The organism is Pedobacter sp. PF22-3, assembly GCF_026239555.1.
Lineage (GTDB): Bacteria > Bacteroidota > Bacteroidia > Sphingobacteriales > Sphingobacteriaceae > Pedobacter.
In genome coordinates this window covers 35,327-52,261 of record NZ_JAPIVP010000004.1, presented here as the reverse complement: position 1 = coordinate 52,261, position 16,935 = coordinate 35,327, and the positions used below count along the sequence as shown (strand labels likewise).

The following is a 16,935-nucleotide window of genomic DNA, read 5'->3' as shown; positions in this document are numbered from 1 at the left end:
CGCTAAACTACACTCAAGATGTTCAAACTTAACCTAAAAATCGCCTGGCGAAACCTCTGGAAAAACAAAGGCTATACGTTTATTAATGTTCTAGGCTTGTCAATCGGGATGGCCAGTTGTATTTTGATCTTTATTTTTATCCGCTATCAGATGAGTTTTGATCAGGGATTTAAAAATGAGGACAGGATTTTCAGAGTAGTTACCGACTGGAATTACAATGCGTATGATGACTTTTCAGCTGGCGTGCCAATACCTTTTTCTGCCGCCGCCAGAAATGAGATCGCAGGATTTGAAAAAGTGGGATCCATTTTGAAAAGAGGTGGTGTTATCAGTATAAAAGATGCAGTTGGTAAAGAGAAACTTAAGTCACGCGAAGCCGTTTATTATACCCAGCCTGATTTTTTTGATATTTTTAGTGATATAAAATGGATTTACAGTGCTCCTGAATTGGCATTATCAAAACCAAATTCAGCTGTTTTAACGGAAAAGTACGCTATTAAATTTTTTGGTAGTGTGAAAAGTGCTATCGGGAAAACCATTACTGTTGGAAATAAAACAGATTTACTGGTTGCAGGAATAATTGAAGACCAGCCACAAAATAGTAGTTTTCCACTTGGTATTGTAATTAGTTACGAAACCTTTGCCGGTAGATTTAACGAGAATTGGGACTCTGTAAATTCAAGTACTTCAAGTTATGTATTATTAAAAGATGGACTTACAGCCAAAGATGTTCAGGCATCATTAAAAAGGTTCAATCAAAAATATTATCCGATTGAAAAAATAGCTGGTAATCAAAAAAATAAGCTTCAGCCATTAAGAGATATACATTTTAGTGAAAAATATGACAACTTTGCCGATTCATCAATCAATAAAAGTGAACTTTATGGACTTGCTGTAATTGGCCTGTTTCTCATCATCACCGCCTGTATAAATTTCATTAATTTAAGTACAGCACAATCTGTTAACCGCTCAAAAGAAGTTGGCGTTCGTAAGGTGATGGGAAGTAAAAGGAAGCAGCTCGTAAGTCAGTTCCTAACGGAAACTTTTGCAGTAAGCCTGGTTGCATTACTCATAGCTTGTGTTATAACTGAACTGGCCATTCCGCCGATGCAGAATTTGTTTAAAGGCACCATCGAATTCAGCCTGTTCGCTCATCCGGTAATATTTATTTTCATGGCCATTCTCGTTTTGTTTGTGAGCTTTCTGGCAGGTTTTTATCCGGCAATAATTATTTCGAAGTTTAATCCCGCACTTGCCATCAAGAACAAAATTTCGCTCAATAACGGAGGTTTAAGTCTCCGTAAAATTCTGGTTGTGGTTCAGTTTTCAATAACCGTTATATTGATTATCGGCACTTTAGTAATCATTAAGCAAATGCAATATGTTCAGGAAAAACCCTTAGGATTTAATCCGAACGCTGTCGCGATAGTTGGCATACCTACTGATAGTTTAAGCAAAATCAGATACAACACTTTCAAAGAAAAAGTACTTAGAATTCCAGGTGTAAAAGAAATGAGTTTTTGCCAGTCAGCACCATTATCAAGCGATATTAATTCCAGTGATTTTACTTACAATGGTATTAAGAATGGGGATTTTGAATTGAGGAATATGCGAGCCGATGAAAATTTTTTCAAAGTTTTTGATTTGAAATTGATAGCGGGAAAAATCTTTCGTAAGAGTGATACCGCGAATGCATGCGTGGTAAATGAGACTTTTTTGAAGAAGATGCATATCCTTAATCCGCAGGATGCGATTGGAAAAGTGATTAGTGCGAGTGGAAACACCGTTCCGATTTCAGGTGTGGTAAAAGATTTTAACGACCAATCTTTAAAAGAGCATATTTCCGGATTGGCAATTTTTCCAGGTAACGATCAATATTGGAATGTTGCCATAAAAATGGATTCTGAACAATTGGTTTCTTCCATGAAAGATATTGAAGCCGTTTGGAAAAACAATTTCCCCAATGGAATTTTCGATTCAGGTTTTGTAAATCAAAGTATAAATAGCTATTACGAAAGTGAGCAAATTATGGGCACCCTATTTAAAGTTTTTGCAGGTGTAATCATCTTTATTTCGTTTATCGGTTTATTCGGCTTAATTTCTTTTGTTACTACGCAACGAACCAAAGAAGTTGCCATTAGAAAAGTGTTAGGTGCCTCAACCATCGAATTGGTGAAAATGCTGAACGGTTCATTCCTGATAATGGTTTTTATCGCAAATATGGTGGCCTGGCCGCTAGCGTATTTATTCGTTTTCAAATGGCTTTCGGGCTTTGCCTATCGGATTGATATCAGTATCTGGCCATTTGCCTTGGCAATGGTAATATCCATGGCAATAACTTTAATAACAGTAAGCATCCGTTCTTATAAAGCGGCCGCTGCAAATACCATTGATGCACTTAAATATGAATAAAGAACTGCTGTTAGCGCTCGGTGTTTGGTATAAATTTACCGCCGGTCGCCAAACGCTCTTCGCTAAACCTTCCAAATATGCTTAAATTAAACCTCAAAATCGCCTGGCGAAACCTCTGGAAAAACAAGGTTTATGCCGCCATTAATATTCTCGGACTAGCACTTGGCCTAACTGCTTTTGTACTCATGATTTTGTATATCAATCATGAAGAAAGTTACGATAAGTGGTCTCCGGAGTTAAAAAATGTCTATCAGATCAGGGAAAAACATGATTTTTTTACCCCTGATAATAAGGAGCACTGGAATGAGGTTTCGAACAGCCGCATCGCAAATCTGATCAGAACAAAATTACCACAGGCAGTTGCAGTAACCAAAGTAGATAACGACTGGGATTTTGGCAGTGGCTACTCGGTTAAAACAGAAAACGCCGATCCGGTAATGGTTAACAACATAAAAGATTCGGATAGCAGTTTCTTTAAGGTTTTCGACTATCAGTTCGTGCAGGGCAGTGCTGATAAAGCACTTGAAAATAAGAATACCATCGTTCTGAAAGAAGACCTGGCCTTAAAGCTTTTTGGTACGACAAGAGCTTTGGGTAAAACAATCAGAATGATACGCTGGAGGGATGACAAGGGTAATTTATTAACCGTTACTGGCATAGTAAGTGAACCCAAATCGCCGCAAAGTGTCGGTTTTAGTGCTATTGTGCGAACTGGAAATAAAGATAAAGATCCAGATGAACCGACAAATAATAATTACTGTCTGATGTATGCAAAACTTAACAAAGCCAGCGATACACTGGTGTTAAACCAGACTTTGCAGAAATTATATGTTGATTTCAAGAAAAACTTATTGAAAGGGCAGAAGCAGGATGATGAAGATATCCACAAACCTGAAAAAGTACCTGGCTTAAAAGTTATCCCGTTAGAAAATGTGCATTCCAATCCGCCGTATACCCTTAGCTGGTTCGAAAAGTTGAAACCAGTAATGGCCATATCGGCATTTTTGCTCCTGGTTTCGATCATTAACTTCATCAACCTGGCCACGGCACAGTCTGTTCAGCGGGCCAAGGAAGTAGGCGTTAAGAAAGTACTTGGTTCTTATAAAAGGCAGTTGACCGCTCAATTTTTAATCGAATCCGGGTTGCAGAGCCTGATTTCACTTTTTCTCTGTATCGTTTTAATTGAAATGGTATTACCAACTTTCAACCAGCAGTTTAATGTGGCCTTAAGTTTTTGGCACAATGCCAAATTATTTGTCCTGATTGCCCAGCTGCTAGGCCTGTTTGTCTTTGTAACATTACTTTCTGGTTTATACCCGGCCTGGATTTTATCCAACTATAATCCTGTAGCTGTTTTAAAAGGGAATTATGAAAATGGTTTGCGTGGTATAGCACTTCGGAATGTGTTGGTTGTTTTTCAGTTCGTCATTTCCGTAACTTTCATTATATCCATCGGTGTAATGGAAATGCAGTCCAGGTTTATGAGCAATAAGGATTTAGGCTTTGAAAGAGGAAATCTGATAAACATAGAAACCGGTTATGAAGATAAATTTGCCGAGAGGCTGAAGAAAATTCCCGGTGTTCAATATGTTGCAACGACTACCCAGGTATTGGGAAATAGTTTTAATGTGCCTGAAGAAATTCAATACAAGGGTAAGCCTATAAAATTAAATACCGTAACTGTTACAATGGATGCATTGCCCGCGCTTGGTATGAAAGTATTGCAAGGCCGGATTTTTTCAAAAGAATATAAAAGCGATACCGTTAATACTGTTGTCTTAAACGAGGCAGCGGCAAATTTATTTGGAAAAAATCTTCTCGGGCAGACCTACCAAAAAACCGATTGGCAAGGCAAAAACAATATTTTTCAAGTGGTAGGTATTATTAAAAACTACCATAACGAAGGTTTTGACAAAGCGGTTTTGCCAACGGTTTATAAGGTGACTAAACTTGGAGGGACTTCCAATACAAACAATTTACTGGTACGTTTCAATACAGCTCATTATAGAGAGATCATCAGCAAAATTGAAAAGGAATGGAAAATAATGTATCCGAACTTCCCGATGGTGTACACTTCCCTTGAAGATGCTTTTTCAAAAAGCCTGGAAGAGAACAGGCAGTTTATGAACATGATTATCCTGTTCAGCCTGGTTTCTGTTTCCCTTTCATTACTTGGTTTATTTGCACTTTCTACATTTGTAGCTAAGCGGAAAACCAAGGAGATTGCGGTAAGAAAAGTACTTGGTGCATCAAACATCCAGATTGTAAGCCTGCTCAATAAATCATTTTTAATCCTGGTTATCGTGGCAAACTTAGTCAGTTGGCCTATCGCTTATATTATTATAAAAAAGTGGCTCGAAGGCTTTGCTTATCGAATAGAAATGCCTTTTGTACCTTTTGTTACTGCTACGTTAATTTCGCTAATTATCGCCATACTTACAGTAAGCATACAGGCAAGGAAAGCCGCTATAACTGATCCGGTAAATGCACTTAAATATGAATAATAACGGCGTATAGCGTAACTTTCCAGCTCATCGCTAAACCCTAAATCCTATACCTTAAACCTCATACCCTAAACCTTAAACATGATACAACTTACCAATATCGAAAAGTACTACGCCAATAAAGGCGTTAAAAATTATGTGTTGCGCTTAGTCACCACTACCATAAACCAAGGCGAATTTGTTTCCATCATGGGTCCATCTGGTGCCGGAAAATCGACCTTGCTTAATATTATTGGCATGTTGGAAGAGCCTACCTATGGTATTTATAATTTCCTGGGTGAGGATGTAACCAATTTGAACGAGCGCAAACGGATAGAACTATATCGTAACCACATTGGTTTTGTGTTTCAGGCCTACCACTTAATTGATGAGATGACGGTTTACGAAAACATTGAAGCACCGCTTTTGTATAAAAAAGTGGGTAGCGGCGAGCGCGCCAGTAGAATTGCTGATTTGTTAGACCGTTTTAACATGGTGGCTAAAAAGGATTTATTCCCGAACCAGTTATCAGGCGGGCAGCAACAGTTGGTGGGCATCGCCCGGGCTTTAGCAGCACAGCCTTCCATTATTCTTGCCGATGAGCCTACAGGAAATTTACAGTCAGCCCAGGCAGAAGAAATAATGAGCCTGTTTAAAAAACTCAATGAAGAAGAGGGGATTACCATTATCCAGGTTACCCATTCAGAAAAGAATGCACAATATGGCTCCCGGATATTACACATTGCTGATGGGCTTATAAAAGAAGATGTGGCGGTTACAGCCTGACATAATTTCCAAAGGTATTAACCCTTTTTAGCTGTGGTTAATTACCTTTGCGCTATGCAAAAAACATTCAAAGACCAAATGGGAAGGGAGGTTGTCGTTAATTTCCCGCCCAAACGGATCATTTCTATTGTTCCTTCGCAAACCGAGCTTTTATTCGATTTAGGTCTTGATCAGGAAATTATCGGATTAACTAAGTTTTGCATTCATCCGATAGAAAAGTTTGCCACACGTACCAAAGTAGGCGGAACAAAAAAACTCAATATTGATTTAATTAAAGATTTGAAGCCTGATCTTATTATTGGCAACAAAGAAGAAAATACGCAGCGCGATATAGAAGAATTAGCTGAATGTTTTCCAGTATGGATGAGCGATATCTTTACTTTGGATGATGCCATGAAAACCATTGGGCAGATAGGGGATCTGGTAAACCGGCAACCAGAAGCGAGTTACCTCAACCATTTAATATCAGCTGGATTTAATGACCTAAAAACACTTGCGCTTCAAAATAAAATTGATAAAAAGGTCGCCTATCTCATCTGGCGAAAGCCTTATATGGCCGCTGGAAAAAATACATTTATTAATGATATTTTACTAAGCAACGGTATGACTAATATCATCAATCAGGAACGCTACCCTGAAATAATACTTGAGGAACTGGAAACTTTAAACTGCGAACTGATTCTGCTTTCATCAGAACCTTATCCTTTTAAAGAAAAACATATTGAAGAAATTCATAAAGCAATTCCAAATGCTAAAATTATGTTGGTAGACGGCGAAATGTTTAGCTGGTATGGAAGCAGGCTGGTTAAAGCCGTTCAGTATTTTTTCGAATTCCAAAAACAACTTTATTAATCATCCCGTTTTAATTTGTGTAAATTGTAGCATAAAATTAAATTACCCCGTTTACACTACCATGAAAAGAATATTAATATTATCCCTGTTTGTTGCTATAATTTCTGGCTGTAGCCCTTTGAAAGATGCAAACCATACCAGTTCTGTTACCGCAAGCGGAACTATCCAAAAACTTGGAATGACAACCTTTCAATATGGTACACATTTATTAAAAGCCGCCAATAAAACCTATGCCTTAAAAAGTGAAACCATAAATCTTGATACGTATTTAGATAAAAAGGTTACGATTAAAGGAAAAAAGGTTGTAGGTTATCCTGTTGACGGTGGCCCCGAGCTGATCGATGTAACGCTGGTGAAATTTTAGGTAAGATGGAAATGTAAGCCAGCTAACAGGTTGAGTACACGCTCACACCCATTGACCGTGTATCACAAATTAAATTTTATAAGTAATAAAATTTGATTTTTCGATTTAGTTTCTATCTTTGCAATCCTTAAAACATCCTATCTGCGGAAGTGGCGTAATTGGTAGCCGCACCAGACTTAGGATCTGGCGCTTCACGGCGTGGGGGTTCGAGTCCCTTCTTCCGCACAATAAGATCAACCGTTCCGATTTAAATATCAGAACGGTTTTTTTTATGGCATAGCCGTTGATCTTGTGATTTGTATTGCCTCTATTTATAAAGTCTCCCACGTCTCAACGGGCAATGTCATTAAGTTAAGCATTGTGGTTGTCAGTCTGAGCGTAGTAGAAGACATATAAAGGATAATCGATTAAAAGAAATACCCTTCTACTACGCTCAGGGTGATACCAATTTTAGATTTTCTTCTGAATTAATGACATAGCCAGGGGGACGACTCCTCGGTAGTAGCCAATTGCAAAATTGGCGTTTTCGTTCCGTAGGAAGGTTTGGTATTCAAACATTAACCACTCTACTGGCTCTGCCATCTAAACCCGATGGAAGCGGTCCCGATTTTTCATCGGGATAAAGCGTACAGCGGGACTTTATCATCCTAAAAGCTACTGAACCTGCTTTCCAAGAAAAAAGGCATATATTGATTTGAAACAAAACTTATACCTTTATTTAGTAATAATACTGCTTTAAGTTACAAGTCTCCATGGTCTGTGTCTCTACAGCACATCGCGAAAGCGCTTAGTAAATCTGCTGAATAATTTTTTTCTCCTTAAAAACTAATTAGTTAGCCTTTTTTGATCAAAATAATCAATAAAATATCTTCAATGCCTTTTGATTATTCAATCTTGTTTCTATCTTTGCAGTCCTTACAACATCCTAACTGCGGAAGTGGCGTAATTGGTAGCCGCACCAGACTTAGGATCTGGCGCTTCACGGCGTGGGGGTTCGAGTCCCTTCTTCCGCACAACAAGATAAAGGCCGTTCCGATTTAAACATCGGAACGGTTTTGTTTTTAAAAACATTGATTAATAAAAATTGATGTGCTGTGCCGGTTGTGGCGATATATGGTTTTTCTCAAATCTCATATCTCCTATCTCCCGTCTAACTGTACATCATACTATATCTCAGAAAAAATGAATATTACACAGGAAAAAACCGGCAACTTAAATGCTGTTGTAAAAATCAAGATTGCCCCTGCTGATTACACTGGAAAAGTAGAGAAAGCCATTAAAGATCAAGCTAAAAAAGCACAATTACCTGGTTTCCGTAAAGGAATGGTTCCTGCTGCCCACATTAAAAAAATGTATGGCAAAAGTATCTTAGTAGAAGAGGTAAATAATTTGTTAAACGATACCTTATCTAACTATATTACCGAGCAAAAATTAGAAATTTTAGGTCAACCACTTCCTAAAACAGACGATGAGCGCGAATTTAAATGGGATAATACAGATGATTTCGAGTTTGATTACGAGTTAGGTTTAGCACCGGCTTTTGACGTAAATCTTTCATCTAAAGATAAATTTACAGAATACGTAATCAAAGCTGATCAGCAAACATTAGAAGAGCGTATCAAAAATATCCGTCGTAGCTATGGTAAAATGACCAATCCGGAAGTTTCGGCTGATGATGATGTACTTTATGCAGAATTAACACAGGTAGCTGAAGATGGTACTGCTGTTGAAGGTGGTATTACCAGTACTGCAAGTGTTCGTTTAGATCAAATTAAAGATAAAAAAATTCTTAAATCGCTAATTGGTGTAAAGAAAGACGATGAAGTAACCATCGATATCCAAAAAGCCTTTGAAGATGATGCTGTAATTGCAAAAGCTTTAAATATTTCAGAAGAAGAGGCCGCTGCTTTAAAAGCAAACTTCAAACTTCACGTTAAAAACGTTAACCGTTTAGAAGAGTCAGACTTAAACCAGGAGTTTTTTGATAAATTATTTGGTGAAGGTACGGTAACTGACGAAGCCGGTTTCAGAGCTAAAATTACGGAAGAAGTAGAAGGTATGTTTAAACAAGATGCAGAGCGTAAATTATCAAACGATATTTATGAAGCACTTTTAGCTAAACACAGTTTTGAATTGCCTGATGAATTTTTACGTCGTTGGTTGAAAGCTACAAACGAAAAATTAACCGACGAAGAATTAGCTGAAGGTTATGATGATTTCGCAAAAAACCTTAAATGGACTTTAATTGAAAATAAAATCATTAAAGATAACAGCATCGAAATCAAATATGAGGATGTAGTTCAGGCGGCTAAAGCTAAATTAGATGCACAGTTCAGAATGTACAGCCCAAGCCCACTTCCTGAGGATCAATTGGCTCAATATGCTGTTCAGTTTTTACAGGAAAAAGAAAATGCAAACCGTGTTTTCGAAGAGGTAAAAGCATTAAAAACATTCGAGCAAATCAAATCTGTTGTTACTTTAGAGCAAAAAGATATTGATTACGATAAATTTGTTGCACTGGTGGAGAAAAAATAAAGCGGTTGGCGTGTGGCGTTAGGCGTTTAACATAATGCCCAAGCTGTTTTGGAAATGATGATGCTATTGCTATATTTAGTTATGGCACAATTTAAATTTCAATCGCTCGAAGTTTGGCAGTTATCAATCTTGTTAACTGATAAATTACTAGATATAGCTGACCGATTGTCAGTTGATAAAAAATACAGATTTGCAGAGCAGCTCAATGGGGCTGCTCTTAGCATATCCAATAATATCGCCGAGGGGTCAGGTTCGGTTTCTAATAAGGAATTCGCTCATTATCTGAATATTGCACATCGTTCTACGTTTGAGAATGCAAATATTTTAGTAGTTTTAGAACGGAGAAAATATATTTCTGACACAGAGTTGAATGAATATCTGGAAGAATTAGATAAATTGGCACGGAAATTAACCAACTTCAGAAAATATTTATTAAAGTAACCAGCGTTTTTGGAGGGTTTAACGCTCACCGCAAAACGCCAAACTCATAACTCATGAACATAGATTCACAAGAATTCAGAAAATTTGCCGTTAAACATCAGGGAATTGGCGGTTTACACGTAGATAAATTTATTGCTCAGGCTAATTTGAATCCTAAGAGCATGACGCCATATATTATTGAAGAACGCCAACTAAACGTAGCACAGATGGATGTTTTCTCCAGGTTAATGATGGATCGTATTATCTTTTTAGGTGATGCCATTTATGATCAGAATGCCAACATTATCCAGGCGCAATTATTGTTTTTACAATCTGCTGATGCCGATAGGGACATTCAGATCTATATTAACTCGCCAGGCGGTTCAGTTTATGCAGGTTTAGGTATTTATGATACCATGCAGTATATTCAGCCTGATGTAGCAACCATCTGTACCGGTATGGCTGCATCAATGGGAGCCGTTTTATTGGTGGCAGGCGCAAAAGGAAAACGCGCTGCATTGCCTCACTCAAGAGTAATGATCCACCAGCCATCAGGAGGTGCACAAGGTGTGGCATCTGATATGGAGATCAACTTGAGAGAAATGTTGAAATTAAAAAAAGAATTATACGATATTATTTCAGAACACTCTGGTCAAACTTATGATTGGGTAGAGAAAGCTTCAGATCGCGATTACTGGATGACAGCCGATGAGGCAAAAGGATTTGGTATGGTTGATGAAGTGTTATCGAGAAACGCAAAAAAAGATGGCGAAACAAAATAAAGAATCCCGTTGCTCGTTCTGCCATTCTGGCAAGCATGAAACATTAATGCTGATTGAAGGTATGGATGCATTTATCTGTGATAAATGTGTTACCCAGGCCAATCAGTTGCTTGCACAGGAACTAGGAACCAAAGGGACTAAAAATATTCAGGAGGCGATAAACTTATTAAAGCCTCTTGAGATTAAACAACATCTTGATCAATATGTTATTGGTCAGGATGATGCTAAAAAGGTACTTTCTGTTGCCGTTTATAACCATTACAAGCGTTTAAATCAAAAAGTTGATAAAGACGAGATTGAGATTGAAAAATCGAATATCATGTTGGTGGGCGAAACCGGAACAGGTAAAACGCTTTTGGCTAAAACCATTGCTAAAATTTTGCATGTGCCTTTCTGTATCTGCGATGCAACTGTTTTAACAGAAGCTGGTTATGTAGGCGAAGATGTAGAGAGTATCTTAACGCGTTTGCTTCAGGCTGCAGATTATGATGTAACTGCTGCGGAACGCGGTATTGTTTACATCGATGAGGTAGATAAAGTGGCACGTAAAAGCGATAATCCATCCATCACCCGCGATGTATCAGGCGAAGGTGTTCAGCAGGCCTTATTGAAGATTTTAGAAGGTACGGTAGTTAATGTTCCACCTCAGGGCGGACGTAAACACCCAGATCAGAAAATGATCCCGGTAAACACCAATAACATCTTATTTATCTGTGGTGGTGCATTTGATGGTATCGAACGTAAAATTGCCAACCGTTTACGTACCCAGGCTGTAGGTTACAAAGTAAAGAAAGATGAAACCGTATTGGATCTTAAAAATCTTTATAAGTATATCACACCTCAGGATTTAAAATCTTTTGGATTAATTCCAGAATTAATTGGTCGTATACCGGTTCTTTCTCACTTAAATCCATTGGATAAAGAATCTTTAAGAAACATTTTAACCGCACCTAAAAACTCATTGATCAAGCAGTATGTTAAGCTTTTTGCTTATGAAGATGTAAAGCTTGTTTTTGATGAAGATGTTTTAAATTTTATTGTGGATAAAGCAATGGAATATAAATTGGGGGCGCGTGGTTTAAGATCGATCTGTGAAGCGATTATGTTGGATGCGATGTTCGATACACCAACGCAGACGGATGTCAAGGAACTGCATATCAATCTCGATTACGCGATAGAGAAATTTGAAAAGGCCGATTTTAAAAAGCTTCAGGCCGCTTAAAAAATCAAATCCTTCCCGTAATTCGGGAGGGATTTTTTGTAATATAGTATTGTTAACGCTATGCGCCATGCGCCAGGCTCTAAACCAAAAAGTATGAACGAAGAAAAAGACATAAAAAAAGACGAGGAAATTGTAGAGAAATCGAAAAAAGTAAAAGAAGTAGAAAGTCCTGTTAAATCAGGATTAAAATCGAAAGATGAAATTGTTAAAAACTGGTTACCACGTTATACTGGCAGGCCATTAGATCAATTCGGCGATTATATCCTGTTAACCAATTTCAGTAAATATGTAAGCATGTTTTCGGAGTGGAATGATAACGCGCCGATCATGGGTTTAGATAAGCCTATGCAAAGTGTTACCGCTAATGGTATCACCATCATTAATTTTGGTATGGGAAGTCCGTTGGCAGCAACCATGATGGATTTACTAACGGCGATTAAACCTAAAGCTGTGCTGTTTTTGGGTAAATGTGGCGGTTTGAAAAAGAAAAACCAGTTGGGTGACTTAATTTTACCTATTGCGGCCATCAGGGGAGAAGGTACCTCAAATGATTACCTGCCGGCAGAAGTACCTGCATTGCCAGCTTTCGCCTTGCAGAAAGCGATTTCTACCACTATACGTGATCACGGAAGAGATTATTGGACCGGAACGTGTTACACTACCAACCGCAGGGTTTGGGAGCACGACAAGGAATTTAAAAAGTATTTGAAGACTTTACGTGCAATGGCTGTAGATATGGAAACGGCAACGATTTTTACTACGGCCTTTGCCAATAAAATTCCAGCTGGTGCATTGCTTTTGGTTTCCGATCAACCTATGATTCCTGAGGGTGTTAAAACTGCGGAAAGCGACAGCAGCGTTACCGAAAAATATGTAGAAACGCATTTGCGCATTGGTATCGATTCATTAAAACAATTGATCAATAATGGGCTAACGGTTAAACACTTGTTGTTTTAGGATGGGGAAAATCGTCATCCTGAACTTGTTTCAGGATCTTTTAATTTAAGTTGTTGAAAGAAAAAGATAGATGCTGAATAAATCCGATAGTCATCGGATCAGCATCATGCATTGGGTTAGGGCGATCGTCATCGTGTTTCAGGATCTTTTTAGTTAGTGGAAAAGATGCTGAAATAAATCCGATAACCATCGGATCAGCATGACGCCATCTTAGGAATTATTTAAGCCGTAAATCCTGATAAATAGCCATGTAATACCAGATCGTCCTCATTGTTAATGGTATAGTTGCATCTATTGTGCAAGAGTACAATACGATCAGACACGTCCAAGATTGATTTATAGAAATGATCGGTGATAATAAAGCCTTTATAGGCCTTCGCCAGGTTTATATGACTTTTTATTTCTTCTATCCATAAAGGCGATAATTGCGAGAATGGCTCATCAAGAAGTATATATTGCGCGTCGCTATAAATCATCAATAAACATTCTATAAACCTGCGTTCTCCACCAGATAGGTTATAAAATTTAGCATTTAAATAATTTTTTACAAATTCAAATTGCTGTAATTCAGCTTGCTGCTTTTTGCAAAAGGTATTAATGGCCTGCAAAACAGTGATCTTACCAGGGATAAAATTATCTTGAGGCAAATAGGACAGATTCTTAGATAGGTAACCTTTTTCATATACTTTATTATTTATATTAAGGTATTTGAAATTCGCTTTTACACTCCCAAAAATAATTTTTAATAAGGTTGATTTACCCGATCCATTTCTGCCCAATAAACCAACTACTTCGCCAATTTTACAGTTTAAGTAAACGCTGCTTAATACGTCCCGGTCTGCAAAAGATTGGTTAACACTGTCGATAGAAAGTTCCTGCATGTTGATGATACAATTAAAATTCCGGTAAAAACTATTAAATCATATAAAACCAGGTTTGTCATGATTTTTCTAAATCCTATGCCCTGATTTTTGAAATAAAATGCAGTGGATTGATAAAACATAAAGTAGATGCCTACAGAAAATAACCAGCCGATAAATTTGATGAATAGCGCAAAGGTGTAAACCCCTGGCTCCTTAAAGCCATTTAAAATGAAAAATACAGATGTAAGTAAGCTAACCGATATATTCCATAAAAAAATGGGTTTGTATATAGTTAAGGATTTTTTGAGTAAACCAACCGACATGATTTAAAGGTATAAAATCATAACGATAAATTTAGTTGTACATGAACAAAAAATGATCGCACCTGAGTTCGATTAATAATTTTTTCTGAAGATGTTTTATAAAGTTTTTTATTATCTGGTCGTCACCCTGAATTTATTTCAGGGTCTATTTTTTAGAAAAGATGCTGAAACGATTACTCTTTATAAATACCTAAAAATTAACTATTTATATTAGTGTAATCGCAATTAGGTTGGTAGGGTGTGATCGTTATTTCGACCGTAGCGGAGAAATCTACTAATAAACAAAAAAGACCAGCCTTAGCCGATCTTTTAATATTGGTATAAATCTAATCTCTTATCCTAAATAAGATTTTAAGATTTTGCTTCTTGAAGTATGACGTAAGCGTTGTAATGCTTTATCTTTAATCTGGCGAACACGCTCACGTGTTAAATTAAATTTTTCACCAATCTCCTCTAGCGAAAGGGGGTGGTTAGAACCTAATCCGAAGAATAAAACAATAATTTCTCTTTCTCTTTCAGTTAGCGTAGATAAAGAACGTTTAATTTCTTCTGACAATGATTCGTTGATCAATGAACTATCTGTGTTCGGCTCATGGTTTTCCAATACATCCAATAATGTATTTTCTTCACCTTGAACGAAAGGGGCATCCATTGATACGTGACGGCCGGAGTTACTTAATGTATCAGAGATTTTATCTACAGTTGTCTCTAAAATATCTGCTAATTCTTCCGGAGAAGGCTCACGTTCATATTCTTGCTCTAGCTTAGAAAAAGCTTTGCTAATTTTACTTAACGAACCTACCTGGTTTAAAGGCAAACGAACAATACGGCTTTGCTCGGCAATCGCCTGCAAAATAGATTGACGAATCCACCAAACTGCATAAGAAATGAACTTGAAACCTTTAGTTTCATCAAAACGTTTTGCCGCTTTAATTAAACCTAAGTTACCCTCATTGATTAAGTCTCCTAAAGTTAAACCCTGATTTTGATATTGTTTTGCAACAGACACAACGAAACGTAAGTTGGTTTTGGTTAAGCGCTCTAATGCAGCCTGATCGCCCTCACGAATCTTCCTTGCTAAAATTACTTCCTCTTCTGCTGTTATTAAATCTACTTTACCAATTTCGTGTAGGTATTTATCTAACGACTGACTTTCACGGTTGGTTATGGATTGCGTTATCTTGAGTTGTCTCATTTATACGTTTTGTGTGCTCTTTAATTATTGAAGTGTGCAAAGTTACGAAATTGTACGGCAATTCGAAAGGATAAAATGCTGAAAATGTTACCGTTTGCACATGTTTTTTACACTTTTACTTATAACAAAAATCATTCCAATAAAGTTTTTGACATGTTTTGGTCAATATATTGAGTTATAGTTGTATATCGATTATTATTTATTGTAATTCAATAAATATATTTTGATTTGTAATAATAAATTTTTTATGTTTGCACTATAAATGATTGAATAAATATGACGGTTCTTAATTTTTCAACTATTTAAAGCAAATAACAAAAGCCAATATTATTAGGTGTTTTTGATCATGTAGTTTTTGTCAGGTTGTATGTATAAAAATCAAAACAATAAAGCGGCTTAAATATTTAAACAGTAAATTAAAATCTCAGGCATTACATTTTAAACTGGTATGTATTATGGAAATTAAAATAACAACCAATCAGATTTTGAAAGTATTACAGATACTTTCCTGGATAATTTTTATAGGCTTGTGTGTCGAAGCAGGCGGGGTACTTGTTAATACAATTATTACAACGTTTATAAACCCAGAGGGTGTGTGGAATTTTTGGGATGGAGCAGATTATCTGTCAGGTGTATACAAATTTGATCAAGGGTGTTTTCTGGTCATTTCACTCGTTATAATTATTGTTGCTGTGCTAAAAGCAATCATGTTCTATCTAATTGTGAAATTGTTTGCCGATAAAAAACTCAGTATTTCTCAACCATTCAGTATAGAATTGAGGCATTTTATTCTGATACAGGTTTTTTTAGCTCTTGGGATAGGTTTATTTACTCATTTGGGCTATAAATTTACCGTTTGGTTCACAGAAAAAGGTGGTATGGCCGCTAATCTCCAATCGTTAAATATGGATGGGGCTGATGTGTGGTTCTTTATGGCTGTTGTGCTTTTTATAATCGTACAGGTTGTAAACAGAGGAATAGAAATTCAACAAGAAAACGATTTAACGATATAATTATGAAAACGCAGAATCAAATTAGGTTAATTAAAATGGGTTATTTGGTAACACTTTTAATCGTAATATTGTTTTCGCTTAAAGATGCATCCAAGAGCTTTGAAGAAGGATATACAGGCGCTGGGAAAGGCGGTCTGTTGGGTATGGTAGAGGGTTTATTTATATTGATCATTATGTTCTTTGGCTCAAGGGTATTGGTTTATCTCTATCGTTTTATTAATTCGATAGAGATAGGCAATGTTTTCAGTACCGAAAATACAGGGCGGCTTACGCGTATGGGATGGTATTGTACTATGATTCCATTCCTGCTGTTTATTAACAATGCTTTGGTTTATGCAAATCAATCAAATAATCAACAGGATATAGTATTCAGGATAATTGAAAATGTTGATTTTCAGATCTGGCTATTGATTTTTGGTTTAACTCTTTTAACAATAGCATTTGTATTTAGAAAGGGAATTGAGTTGCAACAAGAAAACGATTTAACCATATAAGCCCATGCCCATAATTATAAATTTAGATGTAATGTTGGCCCGTCGCAAAATGTCGCTTACCGAATTGAGTGAGCGGGTAGGGATTACGATGTCTAATTTATCGATATTAAAAACAGGTAAGGCGAAAGCAATCCGTTTGGAGACGTTGGAGTCTATTTGTGCGGTTTTGGATTGCCAGCCTGGAGATATCCTTGAATTTAGAGGGGAGTAAGTAAAAATGATTGATGATATATA

The 16,935-nt window shown here is 36.9% G+C and carries 15 protein-coding genes and 2 tRNA genes; 15 read left to right on the top strand and 2 right to left on the bottom strand.

What is annotated here, in order from left to right:
* Nucleotides 1-18: 18 nt before the first annotated feature.
* The 12 genes from OQX63_RS06750 to OQX63_RS06695 all read left to right on the top strand — a co-directional run bounded on the left by OQX63_RS06750 (nucleotide 19) and on the right by OQX63_RS06695 (nucleotide 12,813).
* Nucleotides 19-2,412, top strand: coding sequence for an ABC transporter permease (locus tag OQX63_RS06750; RefSeq protein WP_265850136.1), 2,394 nt, complete (start codon nucleotides 19-21; stop codon nucleotides 2,410-2,412).
* A gap of 77 nt (nucleotides 2,413-2,489) precedes the next feature.
* Complete coding sequence (locus OQX63_RS06745) at nucleotides 2,490-4,916, top strand: ABC transporter permease (RefSeq protein ID WP_265850135.1); 2,427 nt, start codon at nucleotides 2,490-2,492, stop codon at nucleotides 4,914-4,916.
* 81 nt (nucleotides 4,917-4,997) lie between these two features.
* The gene (locus OQX63_RS06740; protein WP_265850134.1) at nucleotides 4,998-5,681 is read left to right on the top strand and encodes an ABC transporter ATP-binding protein; all 684 of its coding nucleotides are present in this window, start codon (nucleotides 4,998-5,000) and stop codon (nucleotides 5,679-5,681) included.
* A 54-nt stretch (nucleotides 5,682-5,735) separates the two neighbouring features.
* Nucleotides 5,736-6,533 (top strand): helical backbone metal receptor, encoded by a 798-nt coding sequence (locus OQX63_RS06735; protein WP_265850133.1) that lies wholly within the window; start codon nucleotides 5,736-5,738, stop codon nucleotides 6,531-6,533.
* Nucleotides 6,534-6,594: 61 nt separating this feature from the next.
* Nucleotides 6,595-6,897 carry a hypothetical protein gene (locus OQX63_RS06730; RefSeq protein ID WP_265850132.1) on the top strand — a complete coding sequence of 101 codons (303 nt, stop codon included), beginning with the start codon at nucleotides 6,595-6,597 and terminating at the stop codon, nucleotides 6,895-6,897.
* A gap of 143 nt (nucleotides 6,898-7,040) precedes the next feature.
* A tRNA-Leu gene (locus OQX63_RS06725) sits at nucleotides 7,041-7,122 on the top strand.
* 706 nt (nucleotides 7,123-7,828) lie between these two features.
* Nucleotides 7,829-7,910 (top strand) — tRNA-Leu (locus OQX63_RS06720).
* Nucleotides 7,911-8,079: 169 nt separating this feature from the next.
* Complete coding sequence (gene tig, locus OQX63_RS06715; RefSeq protein ID WP_265850131.1) at nucleotides 8,080-9,432, top strand: trigger factor; 1,353 nt, start codon at nucleotides 8,080-8,082, stop codon at nucleotides 9,430-9,432.
* Nucleotides 9,433-9,513: 81 nt separating this feature from the next.
* The gene (locus OQX63_RS06710) at nucleotides 9,514-9,873 is read left to right on the top strand and encodes a four helix bundle protein (protein WP_265850130.1); all 360 of its coding nucleotides are present in this window, start codon (nucleotides 9,514-9,516) and stop codon (nucleotides 9,871-9,873) included.
* Nucleotides 9,874-9,926: 53 nt separating this feature from the next.
* A complete protein-coding gene (clpP, locus tag OQX63_RS06705) occupies nucleotides 9,927-10,634 on the top strand; it encodes an ATP-dependent Clp endopeptidase proteolytic subunit ClpP (RefSeq protein ID WP_138822840.1) in 708 nt (235 codons plus the stop codon).
* The gene (clpX, locus tag OQX63_RS06700) at nucleotides 10,588-11,856 is read left to right on the top strand and encodes an ATP-dependent Clp protease ATP-binding subunit ClpX (protein WP_371823028.1); all 1,269 of its coding nucleotides are present in this window, start codon (nucleotides 10,588-10,590) and stop codon (nucleotides 11,854-11,856) included. Before clpP ends, clpX begins: the two co-directional genes overlap by 47 nt.
* A 93-nt stretch (nucleotides 11,857-11,949) precedes the next feature.
* Nucleotides 11,950-12,813, top strand: coding sequence for an AMP nucleosidase (locus tag OQX63_RS06695; protein WP_265850129.1), 864 nt, complete (start codon nucleotides 11,950-11,952; stop codon nucleotides 12,811-12,813).
* Between the two features lie 221 nt (nucleotides 12,814-13,034).
* Here OQX63_RS06695 and OQX63_RS06690 read toward each other — a convergent pair whose 3' ends face one another.
* Both OQX63_RS06690 and OQX63_RS06685 read right to left on the bottom strand, forming a co-directional pair.
* A complete protein-coding gene (locus OQX63_RS06690; RefSeq protein WP_265850128.1) occupies nucleotides 13,035-13,694 on the bottom strand; it encodes an ATP-binding cassette domain-containing protein in 660 nt (219 codons plus the stop codon).
* A gap of 639 nt (nucleotides 13,695-14,333) precedes the next feature.
* Nucleotides 14,334-15,194: a sigma-70 family RNA polymerase sigma factor gene (locus tag OQX63_RS06685; protein WP_010601359.1), complete on the bottom strand. Its 861-nt coding sequence runs from the start codon at nucleotides 15,192-15,194 to the stop codon at nucleotides 14,334-14,336.
* A gap of 455 nt (nucleotides 15,195-15,649) precedes the next feature.
* On the opposite strand from OQX63_RS06685, the gene OQX63_RS06680 reads away from it, so the two are divergent.
* Genes OQX63_RS06680 through OQX63_RS06670 form a run of 3 tightly spaced genes read left to right on the top strand, consistent with a single transcriptional unit; the run spans nucleotide 15,650 to nucleotide 16,912 of the window.
* Nucleotides 15,650-16,207 carry a hypothetical protein gene (locus OQX63_RS06680; RefSeq protein ID WP_265850127.1) on the top strand — a complete coding sequence of 186 codons (558 nt, stop codon included), beginning with the start codon at nucleotides 15,650-15,652 and terminating at the stop codon, nucleotides 16,205-16,207.
* A gap of 2 nt (nucleotides 16,208-16,209) precedes the next feature.
* Nucleotides 16,210-16,701, top strand: coding sequence for a DUF2975 domain-containing protein (locus OQX63_RS06675; RefSeq protein WP_265850126.1), 492 nt, complete (start codon nucleotides 16,210-16,212; stop codon nucleotides 16,699-16,701).
* Nucleotides 16,702-16,705: 4 nt separating this feature from the next.
* On the top strand, nucleotides 16,706-16,912 hold the full coding sequence (locus OQX63_RS06670; protein WP_121282765.1) for a helix-turn-helix domain-containing protein: 207 nt from the start codon (nucleotides 16,706-16,708) through the stop codon (nucleotides 16,910-16,912).
* Nucleotides 16,913-16,935 lie beyond the last annotated feature (23 nt).